The 19,587-nt window shown below is 51.6% G+C and carries 16 protein-coding genes and 1 tRNA gene; 12 read left to right on the plus strand and 5 right to left on the minus strand.

Annotated elements, in window-relative coordinates; translation table 11 throughout:
* Positions 1-30: 30 nt before the first annotated feature.
* Positions 31-300 carry an RNA-binding protein gene (locus HUU10_07805; protein NUQ81498.1) on the plus strand — a complete coding sequence of 90 codons (270 nt, stop codon included), beginning with the start codon at positions 31-33 and terminating at the stop codon, positions 298-300.
* Positions 301-304: 4 nt separating this feature from the next.
* On the opposite strand, the gene HUU10_07810 is transcribed toward HUU10_07805, so the two are convergent.
* A complete protein-coding gene (locus HUU10_07810; protein NUQ81499.1) occupies positions 305-1,357 on the minus strand; it encodes a glycosyltransferase family 4 protein in 1,053 nt (350 codons plus the stop codon).
* An 88-nt stretch (positions 1,358-1,445) separates the two neighbouring features.
* On the opposite strand from HUU10_07810, the gene HUU10_07815 reads away from it, so the two are divergent.
* The 8 genes from HUU10_07815 to HUU10_07850 all read left to right on the plus strand — a co-directional run bounded on the left by HUU10_07815 (position 1,446) and on the right by HUU10_07850 (position 11,478).
* On the plus strand, positions 1,446-1,979 hold the full coding sequence (locus HUU10_07815; GenBank protein ID NUQ81500.1) for a hypothetical protein: 534 nt from the start codon (positions 1,446-1,448) through the stop codon (positions 1,977-1,979).
* Positions 1,976-2,929 (plus strand): hypothetical protein, encoded by a 954-nt coding sequence (locus HUU10_07820; protein ID NUQ81501.1) that lies wholly within the window; start codon positions 1,976-1,978, stop codon positions 2,927-2,929. Before HUU10_07815 ends, HUU10_07820 begins: the two co-directional genes overlap by 4 nt.
* The gene (locus tag HUU10_07825; protein ID NUQ81502.1) at positions 2,926-3,897 is read left to right on the plus strand and encodes a sigma-54-dependent Fis family transcriptional regulator; all 972 of its coding nucleotides are present in this window, start codon (positions 2,926-2,928) and stop codon (positions 3,895-3,897) included. The genes HUU10_07820 and HUU10_07825 overlap by 4 nt, the downstream gene beginning before the upstream one ends.
* Positions 3,894-4,481 (plus strand): RdgB/HAM1 family non-canonical purine NTP pyrophosphatase, encoded by a 588-nt coding sequence (gene rdgB, locus HUU10_07830; protein ID NUQ81503.1) that lies wholly within the window; start codon positions 3,894-3,896, stop codon positions 4,479-4,481. The genes HUU10_07825 and rdgB overlap by 4 nt, the downstream gene beginning before the upstream one ends.
* A gap of 387 nt (positions 4,482-4,868) precedes the next feature.
* Positions 4,869-7,616 carry a vitamin B12-dependent ribonucleotide reductase gene (locus HUU10_07835; GenBank protein NUQ81504.1) on the plus strand — a complete coding sequence of 916 codons (2,748 nt, stop codon included), beginning with the start codon at positions 4,869-4,871 and terminating at the stop codon, positions 7,614-7,616.
* A 33-nt stretch (positions 7,617-7,649) separates the two neighbouring features.
* Entirely contained in the window at positions 7,650-8,006 is a 357-nt protein-coding gene (locus tag HUU10_07840; protein ID NUQ81505.1) for a four helix bundle protein, read from the plus strand.
* Positions 8,007-8,098: 92 nt separating this feature from the next.
* Entirely contained in the window at positions 8,099-9,061 is a 963-nt protein-coding gene (locus HUU10_07845; protein ID NUQ81506.1) for a ribonucleotide-diphosphate reductase subunit beta, read from the plus strand.
* On the plus strand, positions 9,061-11,478 hold the full coding sequence (locus HUU10_07850; GenBank protein ID NUQ81507.1) for a ribonucleoside-diphosphate reductase subunit alpha: 2,418 nt from the start codon (positions 9,061-9,063) through the stop codon (positions 11,476-11,478). The genes HUU10_07845 and HUU10_07850 overlap by 1 nt, the downstream gene beginning before the upstream one ends.
* A 166-nt stretch (positions 11,479-11,644) precedes the next feature.
* Here the strand turns inward: HUU10_07850 and HUU10_07855 are convergent.
* A tRNA-Gly gene (locus HUU10_07855) sits at positions 11,645-11,716 on the minus strand.
* A gap of 157 nt (positions 11,717-11,873) precedes the next feature.
* On the opposite strand from HUU10_07855, the gene rocD reads away from it, so the two are divergent.
* From rocD to HUU10_07870, 3 genes are all read left to right on the plus strand, one after another.
* The gene (rocD, locus tag HUU10_07860) at positions 11,874-13,082 is read left to right on the plus strand and encodes an ornithine--oxo-acid transaminase (protein NUQ81508.1); all 1,209 of its coding nucleotides are present in this window, start codon (positions 11,874-11,876) and stop codon (positions 13,080-13,082) included.
* 75 nt (positions 13,083-13,157) lie between these two features.
* The gene (gene proC, locus HUU10_07865; GenBank protein NUQ81509.1) at positions 13,158-13,991 is read left to right on the plus strand and encodes a pyrroline-5-carboxylate reductase; all 834 of its coding nucleotides are present in this window, start codon (positions 13,158-13,160) and stop codon (positions 13,989-13,991) included.
* A 2-nt stretch (positions 13,992-13,993) separates the two neighbouring features.
* Entirely contained in the window at positions 13,994-15,292 is a 1,299-nt protein-coding gene (locus HUU10_07870; protein ID NUQ81510.1) for a hypothetical protein, read from the plus strand.
* Here HUU10_07870 and HUU10_07875 read toward each other — a convergent pair.
* Genes HUU10_07875 through HUU10_07885 form a run of 3 tightly spaced genes read right to left on the minus strand, consistent with a single transcriptional unit; the run spans position 15,258 to position 19,477 of the window.
* Positions 15,258-17,246 carry a sulfatase-like hydrolase/transferase gene (locus HUU10_07875; protein NUQ81511.1) on the minus strand — a complete coding sequence of 663 codons (1,989 nt, stop codon included), beginning with the start codon at positions 17,244-17,246 and terminating at the stop codon, positions 15,258-15,260. The genes HUU10_07870 and HUU10_07875 overlap by 35 nt on opposite strands.
* Positions 17,237-18,439, minus strand: coding sequence for a class I SAM-dependent rRNA methyltransferase (locus tag HUU10_07880; protein ID NUQ81512.1), 1,203 nt, complete (start codon positions 18,437-18,439; stop codon positions 17,237-17,239). Before HUU10_07880 ends, HUU10_07875 begins: the two co-directional genes overlap by 10 nt.
* Before the next feature lie 45 nt (positions 18,440-18,484).
* Entirely contained in the window at positions 18,485-19,477 is a 993-nt protein-coding gene (locus HUU10_07885) for a hypothetical protein (protein ID NUQ81513.1), read from the minus strand.
* Between the last annotated feature and the right edge of the window lie 110 nt (positions 19,478-19,587).

Raw genomic sequence — 19,587 nt, forward strand, 5'->3', positions numbered from 1 at the left:
CACTGAACAGATACGAAAGGTTATGATACTATGAAATTGTACGTTGGGAACCTGCCTTACAGTACCACCAATGAATCCCTGGCTGCTGCTTTTGAAGCGTATGGCGAAGTTATTTCTGCCAGCGTGATTAAAGATAAGCTTACCGGCCGTTCCAAAGGATTTGCGTTTGTTGAAATGAAAGATTCTGATGCCGGTTCTTCCGCTATTCAGGGTCTGAACGGCAAACCGTTCTCCGGACGGAACATCACCGTCAGCGAAGCTCGTCCGAAGGAAGAGCGTCCGGCTTACCGCCCCCGCTGATCGGTTACACCCATTGCTGATAGACATCCCCGTACCGTCCGGTTTCCGGTCGGTGCCGGGGATTTTTTATTTTACTCCGAACCGGTTCTGACCGGATGATATTCACCAACTGATCCCGCCAATCGGTTTCTTTTTCCACCCAGACGTCTGTCTGACCGCCGAACAATTCCCTGAAAACGGGAATGTCACTTAATATTACCGGTGTGTTCAGATGCAGGGCCTCCGCAACCGGCAGTCCGTATCCTTCATACAGTGAAGGAACCAACAAGGCTCTGGCCTGCTTCATCAGTGACCATATCTGCTCATCGGGAAGATAGCCAGTGAACCGGATGTCTGGGTCATTGGCAAAGCGAGCCAGATCCGGCCACTGATTTCCCGGTTCTCCGGCCATCACCAACCGGAAGCCTCCCCGGTCAGCCGCCTTCAGTGAGGTAAAAGCCCTCACCACTGCAAGCGGATTTTTCCGGGCATTCAGATTTCCGACAAAAAGCAGGTAAGGGTTGGGCGCCGGTCGCAGATCGGAGAACTGATCACTCCATTGGTAAAAATGCCCGGGAAGATCGGGGGGGATCACCCAAAGCCTTGCCGCAGTACCCGGAACCAGACCAGCGAGATCGTCTGCAGTGGTTTTACTGACACAAAAAAAGGCGTCCGCTTCCTTCAGGCTGCGATTTATGTGCCAGCGCAGAACGGGTTTTTCGGGAATGTGACGGTACCCGGGAAGCAGAAGGGCCAGGTCATGAATGGTCAGAACCTTGATCCGGGGCTGCAGTCCCGGATGAAAAACCGGGAACATGGCATTGGTGCCATGCCAGATATCGGGCTGGCGATCCAACCAGGGAAGCCACCAGGATCCCCATCGGGAGTGAAGCGGAATCGGATGGTGTGGAACCGGAGAGGCGACCATCAGGTCGCGGTGACTGACGGTTACCACTTCCGCGCGAACCCGGGGATCTGCTGCCAGTGCTTCCAGATGACTGAGGGTCACTTTTCCGATACCCGATAACCGGTGGGTCAGCGGCTGCCCGTCGAGCAGAACCGAGATCAAGGACTTCATGGGGTAAAAATAGCGATTCAAAGCCGGTTTTAATATTTTCGCCGGGCCGGCAGGATCGTTCTGATTCCGGGCAGCAAGGGGAGCTTTCTTGGATTGGTTGATGTGGGTATCGGTGGCACTTGGCGCTTTGTTGCTGGCAGGTGCCATCCTGAAAATCTGGGGATTTCTCCTACCCGATACGGTTTCCTGGTCGGATGAAGTCACTTCCAACCGGTTTTATCATGAACTGAAACCTCTTCTGTTCCAAACCGATTCCATGATGGCCTGGTTTCCCCATCGCCAGATGGCCAACCAGTCTCTGACCAGCCTTCTGATCAACGAAAAGGAAAAAACACTCACCGCCCGGTTCGGGAATCTGGTTCAGATTTATCAGGTCGAAAACTGGTCTGTTCAGCCGCCGCTTGCGCTTTCCCTTTCAACCCATTATCCGCTCGGTCCTTACCGGATCAGCTACCGTCTGGACCTGACCATCCGCAGCGATCGGGCAGGATCGGTGGTGTCCGTGGCTGAATCCTTCAGAATACCCGATCCGAACCTGAGAGTGGGGTATTTCCGGGTGCTCAAACCACAGTATATGGCCATGCATAGTGATCTGGTTCAGTATTGGAGCAATCCCTCATGATCTGCCGGATACTTTCCATTGCCGGGCTCTCTCTTTTGCTGCTGAGCGGATTTCAGTGTTCCCCTCCTTCCTATACCGAGAAGATTCACGTTTATTTCAATCAGGATTTTTCCATCAGGGTTCTGGCCACGGTTGAAACCAATGGCTATCAGCCCGTTTGGTCTGAAGAGGCCAAGGCCTATATAAACCGGTACCAGACGGTTCAGGACTCGCTGATGCGCCGTCATTGGGCTGTGGATGTCAGGAAACTGGATGGTCAGTGGGATGATAAAATCCGGATTTACGCGGTCGAGGGCATTTTCAGAAATGACTACGATTTCATGAACTACCTGGCTCCGGATAACCAGTTGTGGGACCTGATTCTCGGACGGAATGATTCCATCTGGCGTATTACGTTTAATCTGCGGGCTTACCGGGATGAACTGGCCAAATACGCCTGGGCCTATCAGGTGGTGTCGAGGGAAATTATCCGGTCTGGTAAAATTACCTTTACGGCTGCCGGAATCGATTCCTTCTATCTGGCAAAGGTGCAGCCCGCTGTAAAAAGAGAAAGCCTGGAACTTCAGACCATTGCTCACCGGGTGACCTGGGGAATTCTCTCTGAATCTGAACGGATCGTCATGCCGTTTAATCAGACCCTGTTCAGTCTGCAGAAATACCGGTTCCATGTGGGAGGCATGGCCTATGACATTTCCTCCCCGTATCTGCGCCAGGATGTGGATGGATCCCTGGTTTATTTTCCGTATCCTGAATACAGTGACAATGTGCTGAAGTATGCCATCTACTCTCCCTTTCGTCCCGATTTCGGATTGGAGCGGATCCGGGAAGCAGTTTATGAAGAGGTTCCGGAAATCATTTCATTCAAATGGAGACGGTACAAGCCCGGATCCGGGCTGGGTGATGCCGACCGTGTGCGGATCATCCCGGTGGGTGAGCCGGTGGCTCAATGAACCGGTTTGCCCAGCTGATCACCTTTGATGATCTGGTTCATTTCTCTCCCGATTTTATTGAAGCTCGAAATCTTGCCAACCGGGTTGCGCCATCCGGAATCTCTGTTTTTATCACGTCTGAACCCGGATGTGGTTCCTGGCAGCTGGCGTCCCATATTCACAACCGATCTGTCCGGCGATTAAATCCCATTCAGCTGTTTCAGCCTGATAAGCTGACCCCTTCCGGGCAGATCAGGCAGTTATTCGGATTCGAGGAGGCTGGGGTCCTCTGGCCCGGCCTGCTCGAACAGGCCGATGGAGGAACGCTGGTGATTGAACCGATCGAAGCGCTGGCGCCCGAAAGTCAGGTGAGATTATTCCGCGCACTCAATTCCCGGGAATTTGTTCCCGAAGGGTCCCAGGCCTGGCAACGGATGGATCTCCGGTTTATTGCCGTCAGCCGCTTCTCGCCGTCCGATGTCAGCCGGCTGGGGATGGTCAGGGACGAACTGCTTTTCCGCCTGGAGGGGGTGCCCGTCGGATTACCGGCCCTTCGTTTTCGGGTCCGGGATATCATTCCGCTGGCCCGTCGGTTTATGGATCGGCTGGCTGCAGAAAACGGGCAGGTATCCCGCAGTCCGGACCGGTCCGCAGCCGAGGCATTGATTGGTTACTCCTGGCCGGGCAATGACGAGGAATTGTTTCAGGTGATGGAACGGGTGATGACCCTCGGGGACCACACAACACTGAAGGCCTCCGATCTGGTGTCACCGGTGACGGGCCAGTCCATTTCTGCACCGGTGGTGAATACCGATGTGTTCACCATGGAAAATGACCGGCTGATTACCCTGAATGAGGCGCGGGAGTTCCTGTTCCGTAAAGCCATGAAACTGACAGGAAACAATGCCGATGAAGCAGCCCGGCTTCTCGGAATTGGCCGTGCCACGGCCTTCCGCATGCAGCGAAAAGAAAAAGGAGACGGCAAATGAACACCTTGTGGCTGGCAACCGGCAATCAGAAAAAAGTAGAAGAACTGCAGGCCATGCTCCGGGGAATGACTGTCACGATTCTGACAGTGCGGGATTTAGGACAATCATTTGAGGTGGAGGAAGATGGGGAAACATTCCAGGACAATGCCCGGAAAAAGGCAGAGGCGCTTGCCGCTTTGACGGGCGGATGGTGCCTGGCTGATGACTCAGGACTGGAAGTGGATGCACTGAATGGGAGACCGGGGGTCCGGTCTGCACGATTCGCCGGTGAGCCTGCATCCGATGCCAGGAACAATGAGCTTCTGCTTCGGATGATGCGTGAGGAATCCAACCGCCGGGCCCGGTTTCGTTGTGTTCTGTGGCTTACGGATGGTCAATCCCATTATCAGACTTCCGGCCAGATTCAGGGGACCCTGGCCCTTCATCCAGCCGGGTCTGGTGGTTTTGGATATGACCCGCTTTTTGTCCCGGATGGCTACTCTTCCACCTTCGCCGAACTGGGTCCGGACATAAAAAACACCCTCTCACACCGGGCAAAAGCCCTCAGGGAAATGCTCCCCATTCTAAGCCGGCTATTTGCATGATAGTCATGGTGGTAAGCGCTTCTCACCCATCTTATCATAATTCCTATAATATTGATAATCAATGTAATAAGTGCCTTCACATCCAGTAGTATCATAATGATACATTTTTGGGGATAAGTCCTGTTGTTTTAACTTGCCCCGTATTCTGTTTTCGTCTTACCTTCGTACTGCTTCTCAAAATTCCCCAAGGGAAAGCCGGCCGTGGCCGGATCATCGCAGGAAGCCTCATCCCGGTCTGAACCCGGCGGTTTATTTACAGGTTGGTGGATCGTTCCAGATTGGTTCCGCTGTATCCGGACTCAGGTGAGTTTTTGTCGCAATGCAAATCTGGAGTCAGGTGTTATGTCCGATTTTTTTAGTCCCCAGGACGATTACGAAGTAGGAGAAATGGTGTCCCCCGCCATTGAAGATGTTATTGACGCTCAGCCGGTCCGTGAAGGTCGCGGTCTGACGGTCCACCGCCGGTTCACCCGTGAAGGTGTGGATCCGTTCAACACTGTGGAATGGGAACTGCGGTCTGCAGTGATTGCCAACGACAAAGGCGAGGCGCTTTTCGAACAGAAGGATGTGGAAGTTCCGGTTTTCTGGTCCCAGACCGCGGTGAACGTGGTGGTTCAGAAGTACTTCCATGGCGCAGTGAACAGTCCTGAACGCGAAAAATCGGTCCGTCAGTTGATTAACCGGGTCACCCGCACCATTGCAAACTGGGGATCCGATGCCGGGTATTTCGCAACACCAGCCGACGCAGAGGCTTTTTACGCCGAACTGACGTACATGGTGCTTCATCAGATTGGCACCTTCAATTCACCCGTCTGGTTTAATGTTGGAATCGAAGCCAAGCCCCAGTGTTCGGCCTGTTTTATCATGTCGGTTGATGATACCATGGAATCCATCCTGACCAATGCCGTTCATGAGGGTCGTCTTTTTAAATGGGGTTCGGGAACCGGATCCAACCGATCAAAACTCCGGTCTTCACGCGAAGGCATTTCGGGCGGCGGGCGGGCCAGCGGACCGCTTTCCTTCATGCGTATCTATGATTCTGTTGCCGGATCGATTAAGTCGGGCGGAAAGACCCGCCGGGCTGCCAAGATGGAAATTCTCAATGCCGACCATCCCGATATCATGGACTTTATCAAGGCCAAGATGGATGAAGAACGGAAAGCCTGGGCCCTGATCGAACAGGGTTATGACGGTTCCTTTAACGGAGAGGCATATGCCTCGGTCTTTTTCCAGAATTCGAATTTTTCCGTCCGGGCCACCGATGACTTCATGAAAGCCGTTGAAAACGATGAACAATGGCAGACCACCGAGGTTTCTTCAGGTAAACCATCGGTTTCTTACCCTGCCCGCGACATGATGCGCGCCATCGCTGAGGGAACCCACATCTGCGGCGATCCCGGAATGCAGTTTGATACCACCATTAACAAGTGGCACACCTGCAAAATCAGTGACCGGATTCATGCTTCCAATCCGTGCTCTGAATACATGTTTCTCGATAATACCGCATGCAACCTGGCCTCCATCAACCTGATGAAATTCAGAAAACCCGATGGCCGTTTCGATGTGGATGCTTTCCGCCATGTGGTGGATGTGTTTATCACCGCTCAGGAAATTGTGGTCGATCCGGCCTCCTATCCGACACCTGAGATTACCCGAAACTCGAAAAATTACCGTCCGCTCGGGCTTGGTTATGCCAACCTTGGTGCGCTGCTGATGGCCAGCGGACTTCCTTATGATTCGGATGGCGGTCGTGCACTGGCTGGTGTGATTACTGCCATCATGTCCGGAGAGGCATATGCACAATCTGCCCGGATGGCCCGTGAGAAAGGAGCCTTCCGCGAGTATGCCCGTAACGCTGAGTCCTTTATCTCCGTGATTGAAATGCACCGCAATTCACTGTCCTCCATCCAGAAGAGTATGGTGGATAAGAAACTCATGGAAGCCGCCATCAATTGCTGGGACGATGCCCTGGTCATTGGAAAGGATGCCGGATTCAGGAATGCACAGGTGACCGTTCTGGCCCCCACCGGCACCATTGCCTTTATGATGGATTGTGACACCACCGGTATTGAACCGGATATCGCCCTGGTAAAATATAAAAAGTTATCGGGTGGCGGACTTCTGAAACTGGTCAATGGCACCGTTCCGCTGGCCTTGTCTGTACTTGGATATACCGAGGCAGAAATCAGACAGATTACCGATTACATCGATGAGAAGGATACGATTGAAGGAGCACCAGGAATCCGGGAAGAGCATCTTCCGGTCTTCGATTGTGCCTTTAAGCCGATGAACGGAACCCGCAGTATTCATTACAAAGGTCACATTCGTATGATGGCTGCGGCCCAGCCCTTCCTGTCTGGTGCCATCAGCAAGACCGTTAACATGCCCACCGAATCGACGGTGGAAGAAATCATGCAGACCTATATTGAGTCCTGGAAACTGGGCCTGAAAGCCGTTGCCATTTACCGCGATGGCAGCAAGCGCAGTCAGCCGCTGAATACGAGCATGGATAAAAAGGCCACTCAGCCTGCTGCCGGCGAACCGGTCGTGACGGCGGCCCGTCCGTTCAGACGCCGCCTGCCTGACGAACGGCATTCGGTTACCCACAAATTCAGTGTCGGCGGACATGAAGGATACATCACAGCCGGACTCTACGAAGACGGACAACCGGGTGAAGTCTTTATTACCATGAGCAAGGAAGGGTCTACCATTTCCGGATTCATGGATGCCTTTGCCACTTCAATATCCATGGCTCTTCAGTATGGCGTGCCGCTGAATGTGCTGGCGAATAAATTCACGCACATGCGGTTCGAACCTTCCGGGTTTACCGGTAACCGTCAGATCCCCATGGCTAAATCGATTATTGATTACATTTTCCGTTGGCTGAGCCTCAAGTTCATCCCACAGGAAAATCTGCCTGGTGAACCAACCATTACCAGTGCTGAGTATCATTTACCTGCGAAGAACGAACTCAACCATGTTCACGAAGTGCATTCTCAACTGGAAACCGAAGAGAAGCGTGTGTTTAAAGCACAGGCCGATGCACCTCCCTGTACCGAATGCGGAAGCATCATGGTTCGCAGCGGCTCCTGCTACCGGTGTCTGAACTGCGGGGCAACGAGTGGGTGCAGTTAAGGTTAAGAGTTAAAAGTTAGAAGTTAAAAGTAAATGCTTCATACCGATCTGGAGGTCTGGAAGCGATCAATAGAATTGGTAACCTCGGTATATAAATTAACCGAACAAATTCCTTCTGATGAACGATTTGGCCTGACGGGTCAAATCAGACGGGCGGCAGTCTCTGTTCCTTCAAATATTGCAGAAGGTGCCGGCCGTCTTCACAGAAAGGAACTGGTTCAATTTCTTAACATTTCAACCGGATCACTTTCAGAATTAGAAACACTTTTAATTATTGCGAGAAATCTGGGATTTATAAATCAAAATGAGATCCCTGCTGATGAAATAAACAGTATCAGGAAAATGCTTGTAGGACTCACAAAAAAAATTCAGAATCAAAATCAATTCTGAGTTTCAGAATGGTAATTGCGCACTCGTCTATAGCCAGGTGTTTAATTTCCCCAAACTTTTAACTTTTAACTTTTAACTGTATTTCCCAATTCATGGAACCCATACTGACACCCAATCCGAAAAGATTCGTGCTGTTCCCCATCCGGCATGACAAAATCTGGCAGATGTATAAACAGGCCGAAGCCAGTTTCTGGACAGCCGAGGAAATTGACCTGTCGCAGGATCTGACTGACTGGAAACGGCTGAATGCGGATGAACGTCATTTCATCTCGCATGTTCTGGCCTTTTTTGCTGCAAGCGATGGCATTATCAATGAAAATCTGTGTCTGCGCTTCAGCACAGAAGTACAGATTCCGGAAGCCCGGTGCTTTTATGGATTTCAGATCGCCATCGAAAATATTCATTCGGAAACCTACAGCCTGCTTATCGATACCTACATTCAGGATCCATCCGAAAAAGACCGGTTGTTCAATGCAATTCAGACCGTTCCTGCGGTGACGAAAAAGGCACAATGGGCTCTTAAATGGATCGACAGTCAGGAATCATTTGCAAAAAGACTGCTGGCCTTTGCGGCTGTGGAAGGGATCTTTTTCTCGGGCAGTTTCTGTGCCATTTTCTGGCTGAAGAAGCGCGGTCTCATGCCCGGTCTCACCTTTTCAAATGAACTGATCAGCCGCGATGAAGGACTGCACAGGGATTTCGCCGTTCTGCTGCATTCCATGCTCAACGAAAAACTGAGCAAGGAAACCATTTATAAGCTGATCGGTGAAGCAGTGGAAATCGAAAAAGAATTTGTCACCGATGCGCTGCCGGTTTCCCTCATCGGCATGAATGCCGCGATGATGAATCAGTACATCGAATTTGTAGCCGATCACCTGATTACGTCGCTCGGATTGCCTAAAAAGTACAATGCTGCCAATCCCTTCGATTGGATGGAACTGATTTCGATGCAGGGGAAAACGAACTTTTTCGAAAAACGGGTCGGTGACTACCAGAAAGCGGGAGTTATGGCCGATAAAAATGATATGACCTTTAGCCTGGATGAGGATTTCTGATGTTTGTAGTGAAGCGGGATGGACGGCGGGAAGAAGTCCACTTTGATAAAATAACAGCACGTATTAAAAAAATGGTCTACGGACTCGATCACCGGTATGTCGATCCGGTTCGGGTGGCCATGAAAGTGATTGAAGGGTTGTATGACGGGGTGACCACCGCCGAGCTCGATAATCTGGCAGCGGAAACCTGTGCATCGCTTACCACCCGGCATCCGGATTACGCCATTCTGGCGGCACGGATTGCGGTGTCGAATCTGCATAAGAATACCAGCAAATCTTTCAGCGAGACCATCGATAAACTATATCGGTATATCGATCCGAAGACCGGTGACGGGGCCTCGATGATTGCCGATGATGTGCACTCGCTTGTTATGCTGCATGCCGATGAATTCAATTCGGCCATCGTGTATGACCGCGATTTTAATTACGACTATTTCGGATTTAAAACACTCGAAAAATCCTACCTGTTAAAAATTGACGGAAAAGTGGTTGAACGCCCGCAGCATCTGCTTATGCGGGTCTCGGTGGGAATCCATAAAGCGGATATTGCTGCAGCCATTGAGACGTACAATTTACTATCGGAAAAATGGTTTACGCATGCAACGCCGACCCTGTTTAATGCAGGAACGCCCAAGCCGCAGATGTCCTCTTGTTTTCTGCTCACCATGAAGGATGACAGCATTGAAGGCATTTATGAAACCTTGAAGCAAACCGCACTGATTTCCCAGTCGGCCGGTGGAATCGGACTGTCCATTCACAACATCCGGGCCACCGGATCCTACATCAAGGGAACCAACGGGACTTCCAATGGAATTATCCCCATGCTGCGCGTCTTTAACAACACGGCCCGATACGTCGATCAGGGAGGTGGTAAGCGGAAAGGTGCGTTTGCGGTTTATCTGGAACCCTGGCATGCCGATGTGTTTGAATTTCTCGATCTGAAGAAGAATCACGGGAAAGAAGAACAGCGGGCCCGTGACCTGTTCTATGCCATGTGGATCCCCGACCTGTTTATGAAACGGGTTGAATCTGATGAGCATTGGTCGCTGTTCTGCCCAAATGAGGCAAAGGGACTTCCCGATACCTGGGGGGATGCATTCGAATCCCTTTATCTTCAGTACGAGAAGGAAGGAAAAGCCCGTCGGGTGGTGAAAGCCCGTGATTTGTGGTACCAGATCATGGAATCGCAGATCGAGACCGGCACGCCGTACATTCTCTACAAGGACGCCGCCAACCGGAAATCGAACCAGCAGAATCTGGGAACGATCCGGTCATCGAACCTCTGTACCGAAATCATCGAGTACACCAGTCCGGATGAAGTCGCAGTATGTAACCTGGCCTCTATTGCACTGCCCCGGTTTGTGAATGAGGAAACGCGGTCCTTCGATCATCAGAAACTGTATGAGGTCACCAAGGTGGCCACCCGGAATCTGAATAAGATCATCGATCTGAATTACTATCCGGTGGAAGAAGCCCGCCGGTCCAATTTCCGGCATCGCCCCATCGGTTTGGGTGTACAGGGGTTGGCCGATGCTTTTATCCTTATGCGGTACCCGTTTGATTCGGATGAAGCAAAAGCACTGAACCGCGATATTTTCGAGACGATTTATTTCGCTGCCTGTGAAGCATCCATGGAACTGGCAGGTCAGCATGGTCCGTACGAAACCTTTGCGGGATCCCCTGCCAGCAAGGGAATCCTTCAGTTCGACATGTGGAATAGTTCCCCGTCTGCACGATGGAACTGGGATAAGCTGAAGTCGGAAATTGTTAAGAACGGACTCAGGAATTCACTGCTTCTGGCACCCATGCCGACAGCTTCCACCAGTCAGATTCTGGGGAACAATGAGTGCTTTGAACCATACACCTCAAATATCTACTCACGCCGTGTGCTCTCGGGTGAATTTGCGGTGGTGAATAAACACCTGATGAAAGATCTGGTTGATATGGGAATCTGGAATGAAGGTCTGAAGAATAAAATTCTGGCCGGAAACGGATCCATCCAGCAGATCAGGGAAATTCCCGATGAGTTGAAGGCCTTGTACAAAACCGTATGGGAAATCAAACAAAAGGATCTGATTGACATGGCCGCCGACCGCGGGGCCTTCATCTGCCAGAGCCAAAGCCTGAATCTGTTTGTCGAAGCGCCCAATTTCGCCAAACTGACTTCCATGCATTTCTATGCCTGGAAGAAGGGTCTGAAAACGGGAATGTACTACCTGCGGACCAAAGCGGCGGCTGAAGCAGTGAAATTCACGGTGGATGCCAACGCCCTGAAGGAACCGGTGGCCGAAAAGGCATCCGAACCCGTCCACGCTCTGGCGGCGCTGCCGGTGGAAGATGAATCGGTTAAGGATAATTACAGTGATCTGGCCTGCTCCCTCGACAATCCTGATGCATGTGAATCGTGCTCGGGATAATGGCTCAGTTCACTGACTGACAAAAGGCGCCTGGTCCCCCACGAGGCGCCTTTTTTTTGCTGCGCCTATTCAAGTGATTCGGGTCCGGGTCGTGGGAAAAACAGTCCTCAGGTGGAAGGCTGTTCCCTGATGACATCCATTATCAGGGAACCGAAAGGATCAGCAGAGCGGAAGACGGGGATCGAACCCGCGACGTCCAGCTTGGGAAGCTGGCATTCTACCGCTGAATTACTTCCGCATGATCCGAAAATAGTCCCGGTAACCGTCTAATTCAAGCGATATAAACCCGGATTTACCCAATATTGAGAATGTAGTTGCAATATGCTGACTATGTGAGAATATTGTTCCCGTTGATCGTGTTTCGTATTTTCAGGGAAAATCAAGGACCAACCATGATGACCACCGACCTGACCACTTCGACTGACTTTATCCAACTGGAAGACCGCCTTGGTGCGCACAATTATCACCCGCTCGATGTGGTGATTCACCGAGCCGGGGGAATCTGGGTATGGGATGTGGATGGAAAGCGCTACATGGACTGTCTGGCCAGCTATTCGGCTGTGAATCAGGGCCATTGCCATCCTCGCATTCTCGACACTCTTCAGAAGCAGGCGGCCACGGTCACGCTTACTTCCCGGGCTTTCCGGAATGATCAGCTGCCGCTGTTATACCAGAAATTGCATGATGTCACCGGCATGACCATGTTTCTCATGATGAACTCGGGAGCGGAAGCCATAGAAACGGCTGTCAAAGCAGCCAGGAAATGGGGTTATACCCGTAAAGGCATCCCCGATAATCAGGCCGAGATTATTGTTGCAGCCAATAACTTCCACGGTCGTACCACGACGGTTATTTCCTTTTCAACCGAACAACAGTACCGTGATGGATTTGGTCCTTTCACGCCGGGTTTCAGAATCGTTCCCTTCGGTGATGCCGCGGCTATCCGTGAGGCAATCACACCCAACACCGCAGCCGTTCTGATCGAACCCATTCAGGCTGAAGCGGGAATCCTGATTCCACCCGATGGTTATCTGCGTGAAGTTGAAAGCATCTGCCGGGAAAATCAGGTTTTATTCATCGTGGATGAAATACAGACCGGATTCGGCCGGACGGGACGTCTGTTCGCCCATCAGCATGAAGGGGTGACTCCCGATATGATTGTGGTTGGAAAGGCGCTTTCGGGAGGATACTACCCGGTTTCGGCCGTACTGTCCACACCAGAGGTACTCGGTGTATTCCGGCCCGGGGACCATGGGTCCACTTTCGGCGGCAACCCGCTTGGATGTGCGGTTGCCTGTACTGCCATCGACGTAATTATGGATGAGAACCTGGTTGACCGCTCCCGTGAAGTGGGGGCCTACTTCCTTTCCCGGCTTCAATCCATCCGTCACCCGAAGGTGAAGGAGGTGCGTGGCCGTGGTCTTCTGATCGGATTTGAGCTGACACAAAAGGCCCGTCCGCTGGTACTGAAACTGCAGGAATTGGGTGTACTCTGCAAGGATACCCATGAGACCATCATCCGTTTTACCCCGCCTCTTGTGATTTCACGTGAGGACATTGACTGGGCCGTTGAGCAGGTCCGGATAGCCCTTCAGGACTTCTGAACAAAGCCGGATTGGTAACCTGGTTTCAGAAATTTCGTAGAAATCCCTATTTTTAAAGATTTTTAAGGGGATTTCATGCTTAGTTCGCATCGGATCGGGGTGATAGGTGCCGGGGTGATGGGTCAGGCCATGATCAACGGAATGATTTCGGCCGGGTTGGTAAAGCCAGAGCAACTCTGGGCATCGGTCCGGTCAGAAGCGAGCCTGGCCCGCGTTCAGCAGGGAAGTCCGGTGCGGGTGGTACGTGATTTCTCGGCAGAAATTTCCCAGACCACGATTTTCCTGATTTGCACCAAGCCACGTTATGTGGGACCGGTTCTCGAAACGCTGAAGAATTCAGGTCAGTTAAATTCAGACTCTCTGATTATTTCCATTGCAGCCGGCGTGACCATTTCCCGTATTCAGCAAATTATTGGTCCGTCCAGTCCCGTGATCCGGGCCATGCCAAATACACCCTGCCAGATCAATGAGGGAATCACCGTAATTTCTCCGGCGGCCGGCGTTACCGAGGCCCAACGGCAACTGGCCAAATCTATTTTCTCTGGTGTTGGTAAGGTGATTGAACTCGAAGAAATTCATATGGATGCCGTGACGGCTGTCAGCGGATCGGGGCCTGCCTATATTTTTCTGATGATGGAGGCGCTGGCCGATGGGGCGGTCCGGGTTGGAATTCCGCGCGATGTGGCCCTTCAACTTGTTTCACAAACCGTTCTGGGTTCAGCTAAAATGCTTCAGCAATCGGGAAAGCACCCTGCTGCACTTAAAGATGATGTCACCACACCCTCCGGAACCACCATTGCAGCCCTTTTGACCATGGAAGATGGAAAAATACGCTCGGTGCTGGCCCGGGCCGTCGAAGAAGCCACCCGAACTGCCCGCGGTCTGGCCGATCCGTATAAAAAGGATTAGGAATGTTCAGGTTTCTTCTGCTTTCTGCATTGGCAGGACTGTTTTCTTCTGCCTGGGCCGGATCCGATTCCACGGCGACCATCAGGGTTGGAAAGTTTTGGGTCATGGGAAATGACCAGACCGACTCCTGGGTGATTGAAAGAGAACTGCCTTTCCGGTACGGTGATCTGATCACCGAGGACGAACTGGAATTCACCCGTGCACGCATTGAGGCGACAGGCCTTTTTAACCGGGTGGTAATTGTGAAACGTCCCGGTATTCCGGTAGGATATACCGATCTCGAAATTCAGGTGACCGAGACCTTCTACCTGTATCCGGTGCCGGTGTTCGATTTTGTGGGTGGACGCTTTTCCGATATTAATTACGGTGGTGGGCTTATACACCGGAATTTCAGAGGAAATGCCGAAATTCTGGGGTTCACCGGCTGGCTGGGGTATTCGCCCGGATTTTCTTTCTATTATGAGAATCCCTGGATCGGTGGAAAAAGCAGACACTTTCTATCTGCAGAAATCAGCCGGTACTCTGCACCGTCCCGGACGATGACGTGGGCTTCGTTCGATGAGTACTGGTGGAAACTGAACCTCTTTGTCAAAAAATACACCAACCGGTACTTCTATCTCGGTCTCGGTCTTTCCGAAAATCATATCCGGCTGGCGACTGCTGAACCGGTAAACGGAAACGGTCCAACCGAATTCTGGTTTTTTGCTCCCTACCTGGAAGCCAGCTATGACAGCCGTGACTTTCCGGCTTATGCCCACCGGGGAATGCTTGCCAAGCTGAGGGTGACGAAAAACGGAATCAGCAATCCGGATATAAATAACTGGATGGTAGCCGTCGACGGCCGGTATTTTCTGCGGCTGGCTGAACGGCAGGCCATCGGGTTTAACAGCGCTCATCTGGTCACAATCGGTTCCCCCGAAGTTTTCCAGTATAATTATCTGGGTTACGAAAACCGGCTCAGAGGCTATTTTTACGATGTGGTTGAATCGAAAAACCTTACCCTTACTCAGGTTGAATATCGGTTTCCTGTCAGTAAAATCTGGTACATCAACCCCGGACTGGCGAACAGCACCACCGGACAGGCCACTGAAAACCTGAAGTTTGGTTTTTCGGGGACCTTGTTTGCCGCACATGCCATCAGCTGGGACTCACCCGACAATGTATCGGTGCGGAATACCCGCAGCGGATATGGTGCAGGACTGAACATTATTGTACCCTATCTGGAGGCCATCCGGCTGGAAGCGGCCTTTAATGACAAGGGAACGTTTAATGCGGTGTTTGCGCTTGGGGTATCTTTCTGATGGGGGGACTGGCATGTCTCCGTTCCCTGAGCAATTGAAGACAACCCTGTGTGACAATCCGGTTCCAGTGATGATAGGTCGCTGCCTCGCCGGGAGGTGAGGTGATCGGATTCCCGTTCAGGTCGGTCACCTGAGTTTCCTGCGTGCTCAGATTCAGAAAACTGATCTGATTGCCCCACAATACGGCATTGTAGTCATTGGTATTCCAAAGCGCCATTCCTGAATCGGGATGCACCCGGTTGAGGTCACGTCCCCATGATTGAACGGAAAAGGATCCTTCCATTAATCCCAGCACCGTTGGCATCAGATCGGGCTGACCCCCCGGTGTGGTAATAACGCTCCCGCTGACTGGTAGGACCGGGCCAGCAATTGCTGCAGGGATGTGAAAACGGGCGTGGGACAGCACCGGATCATCAAATTTTTTGGTATGATCAGCCACCAGGATAAACAACGTGTTTTTATAAAAATCCTGCTCGCGGATCCGCGAGAAAAACTCTCCCATGGCTGCATCGGAGTAATGGACCAGATTGTAAAAATACCCCCGATCCAATGAATCAACCCGGCTGAGTGGGACCAGATCGGGTGGCCGGGTAAAGGGCTCATGAGTGGTCAGAGTAAAAAGCACACTGACAAAGGGCTCCTTCAGCTTTCCCAATTCAACGGCGGCCCGGCGGAACATGGCGCGGTCACTCGCTCCCCAATGGTTTCCATAATCGGCCGGATCGAAATCCTGAACACCGATGAACCGGTTGAATCCGTTTGCCCTAAGAAAAGACCGCATATTATCAAAGTCGGGATCACCTCCATACAAAAACAGGGCATCTTCCCAACCCAATGGTTTCAGGGTAGTGGCTATGGTGGGAAAATGAGTCAGGGAGGTCACATGTTTCATCACCGAGCTTCCGCGGTAACCGGGAAAACCGGTGGTGGTTGAAAGAATTCCCCGGTTCGACCGGATACCGGTGGCATAAAACCGGCTGAAACGCATACCGGTGGCCGCAACACTGTCAAATACCGGGGTGACGTTCAGGGGATCTCCGTATGAACCGGTCATATCGGCCCGCCAGCTTTCCAGAACGATGAAAACAAGATTGGGCTTTCCTTTAATGGTTCCGTTGCCGGTGATCACCCGCTCAAGCGGATAGTCAGGTCCGGTTGGCTGATCGCCTGTTTGATGAAGACGGGACATGATTTCCCGAGATAGTTTTTCCCGGTCCGGTTCATAAACCGGGCCGTCGGGTTGCTCACGCCAGGCACTGACGAGGGTGAAAACCGGATTCAGTCCCAACTGATTGGCGAACTCATGATCAGAAAAGTAAGCATCGCCCCACTGTACAGGAACCGATCGCCAGGTTCCGCGGAAACCCAGAAAGACGAGTGAGGCAGTCAGAAGAAAAGTGCCGGCAGTAAGCCACGTAAAACGGGGCCGGGGTAACCCCTGCGGTTGCAAATTCAGCCAGCGATGCCGGATCCACCAGAATCCTGTTGCGAATGCTGCAAACAGAACCAGATAAGTCACCACCGGAAATTGTTGCCAGAGCATGGGAAGAACTTCGCCGGGTGAATCAAGATAATCAAATGCAAAATGATCAAGGTGGGTGGCAAAGAACTCGTAATACTTAATATCGGCCAGGGCCAGTGCAAAACCGGTAATGGCCAGGGTGGTGACCCAGCCTCTGGAAATCCTGAAAAAGAGCAGGGCGGTGCGGCCGACCGAAGAAAAAAGCAGCAAAACCGGAACGATGAGAATGGCCGAGACGAAAATGCTGTCGAACCAGACTCCGATGACAAAGGCTTTTACAAAATCGAAGCGGGGGATGCTGCCCCAGAAGGCAGAATGGAACAGAAAGAAGGCGACCCTGATTGCAGAAAAAACACCGAGAATGATCAGGTATTCCAGAATCAGGTAACGAAGAACACCCCATTCTGTACGGATGGTGTTCTTTAATGCCAAGGAATATCCTCAAGAAAGAAAGTTTTCAGATACATACTTTCAGGAATCTGCAACACCCAGGGATGGTCATCCGGCTGAAAGGTAATGGATTGCACGCGGAGAAGCCGGTTCACATCATTGCTGGCAATCCGGATGGCTTCAGCAAGCATGGGTTGGCTCAGATGGTAGGCACAACTTGAAACCACCAATCGGCCACCCGGTGTCAGGATTTTGAGTGCGCCATTCACCAGCCGCCAGAACATCCATTTTTCGTTATCGGCTTTGGCTTTCTTTTTTGCCATGGCGGGCGGATCGATAATGATCACCGTATATCGCTCAGAAAGCGTGGCTGCAGTTTCCAGCCAGGAAAACACATCGTTGGCTTCGAACCGGCAGGTATGAAAACCATTCAGTTCTGCATTTTTAATGGCCAGCCCGATGGCGGCCGGATCGAGATCCACGCCCAGGACACGGGCACCTGTCCTGGCAGCAGCCATGGAAAAACCGCCGTTGTAGCAAAACAAATCCAGAACACGGTCCTCAGAAGTAACCATTTTCCCCAGCGTTGCACGGTTATCCCGCTGATCGGCGTAAAATCCGGTTTTATGTCCGCCCAGCAGATCGGCATAAAACTTCAGCCCCTGCTCATCAACAATGACCGGGTCTTCGGGGGCCGAGCCCGCCAGAACGCCTTTCACCTGTTCCAGATCTTCATCGGCACGGGAAGGCATATCGGATCGTTCGATGACACCTTTGAGCCCGTAGTCAGACAACAGAAAACGGGCAACGGCCGCCTTGATCCGGTCGGTACCAGCCGTCCGTGATTGAAGAACCGCATAATCACCGATGCGATCAATGATCAGACCGGGACATCCATCTGCCTCGGCATGGACCCAACGCAGGGCAGAGGTATGGGAAACCAGTTCCTGCCGACGCTGAACAGCGGACCGGATTCTGTTAATCCAAAAATCGATGGTGGGAATAGAATCGTTTAATGTCAGCACTCTGACGCAGAGGGATGCCTTTGGGTTGGCATAGCCATAGCCAACAAACCCACCGGAATAATCCACGACCCGAACCAGATCGCCCGGACGGGGACGGCCTTCCCATCCGCCGGTCTCGTCGCGGAAAATAAACGGGTAGCCGTTACGGATTTTCTTTTCTTTTCCTTTTAAAAGGACTACCTGACTGAGGGGTGCGGAGTCATCGGTCATTCCCGAAGATACAATCGCGGCGGAAAAAACTGTGTCGGGTGGGTGTTAATAATACTCGTAGGTGTAACGAACCAGTTCGACCGGTTCATTTAAAACGGGATCGTACTTGATCCAATGAGTGCGGTTTCCGTGGTTATCGTAGGCAAAGGTTTCCTTGTTGTACATCAGCGAGCCAATGTCACCATTCTGGCGGGCAACCAGACCATCTGAGTTGTAGAAATTAACCCCGCGATGCTCAATGATGCCATCTTCCCGTTGTTTGGCAGTCAGAACCAACCGACCTTTCCGGTCATACCGGTAAACAACCTGCCAGGACAAAGTGCCATCGGGGAAATAGCATTCATCGGCGACTTTTTTCCCCTGATCATTGTACTGATAGGCGAAAATCTGACGAACCGTCCCTGAAGGAAAATAATCAAACCGTTCTGAAATCTGTCCCAGTTCATTCAGGTGAAGGATTTCCCGTTTGGTGATAAGACCACCACCTTCAATGGTTTTGACTTCCACTTTCTGATTGTCATCGGAGTACAGATAGGAGGTTTTCCAGAGAATGGTGCCATCCGGTCCGTAATAAACTGTTTCGGCAACCAGATTGTTGGATCCGTAACGGATGACCTCTGCATTCATGATTGTGCCGGTTTCATCGTACTCTGTATTGCGGATATGGCGACCGAGATCATCATAATTGAGAACAATCCGGGATTCGAGCAATTGATCCTGATTGTAGTACCGGGTTTCGATCAGTTGATGCAGGTGGTTGTAAATGTAATTGACCTGAGACCTGAGTTTCCCTTCCAGATTCAGTTTCCGGTGAATGGTGATGTTCCCGTGCGGATCGAAGTGCTGAATGTCGGTTAATAGTCCATTCTCGGAAGGGGTGCCAAACTGGTAGGCATGGGAATACTGATAAACCGTTTTGGCTTGACGGAGAGAGGATTCCCGTCCGGAATAGGTACTGTTTTCCAGTCCGGATGAACATCCGCCGGTGAAACCGGAGATAACCAGCAAGGTAAATAGGAGTCCGTTTAACGTTTTCATATAGGTTTCAACTGTCAAAGATACCAGTCTTGTGGTCTCCGCACTGTGACTCATCCGACAAGTTTCAGGGGCATCCCGATTAAACCGGACGGAAAGTGTTTTAAGGAAAA

Source organism: Bacteroidota bacterium, assembly GCA_013360915.1.
GTDB lineage: Bacteria > Bacteroidota > JABWAT01 > JABWAT01 > JABWAT01 > JABWAT01.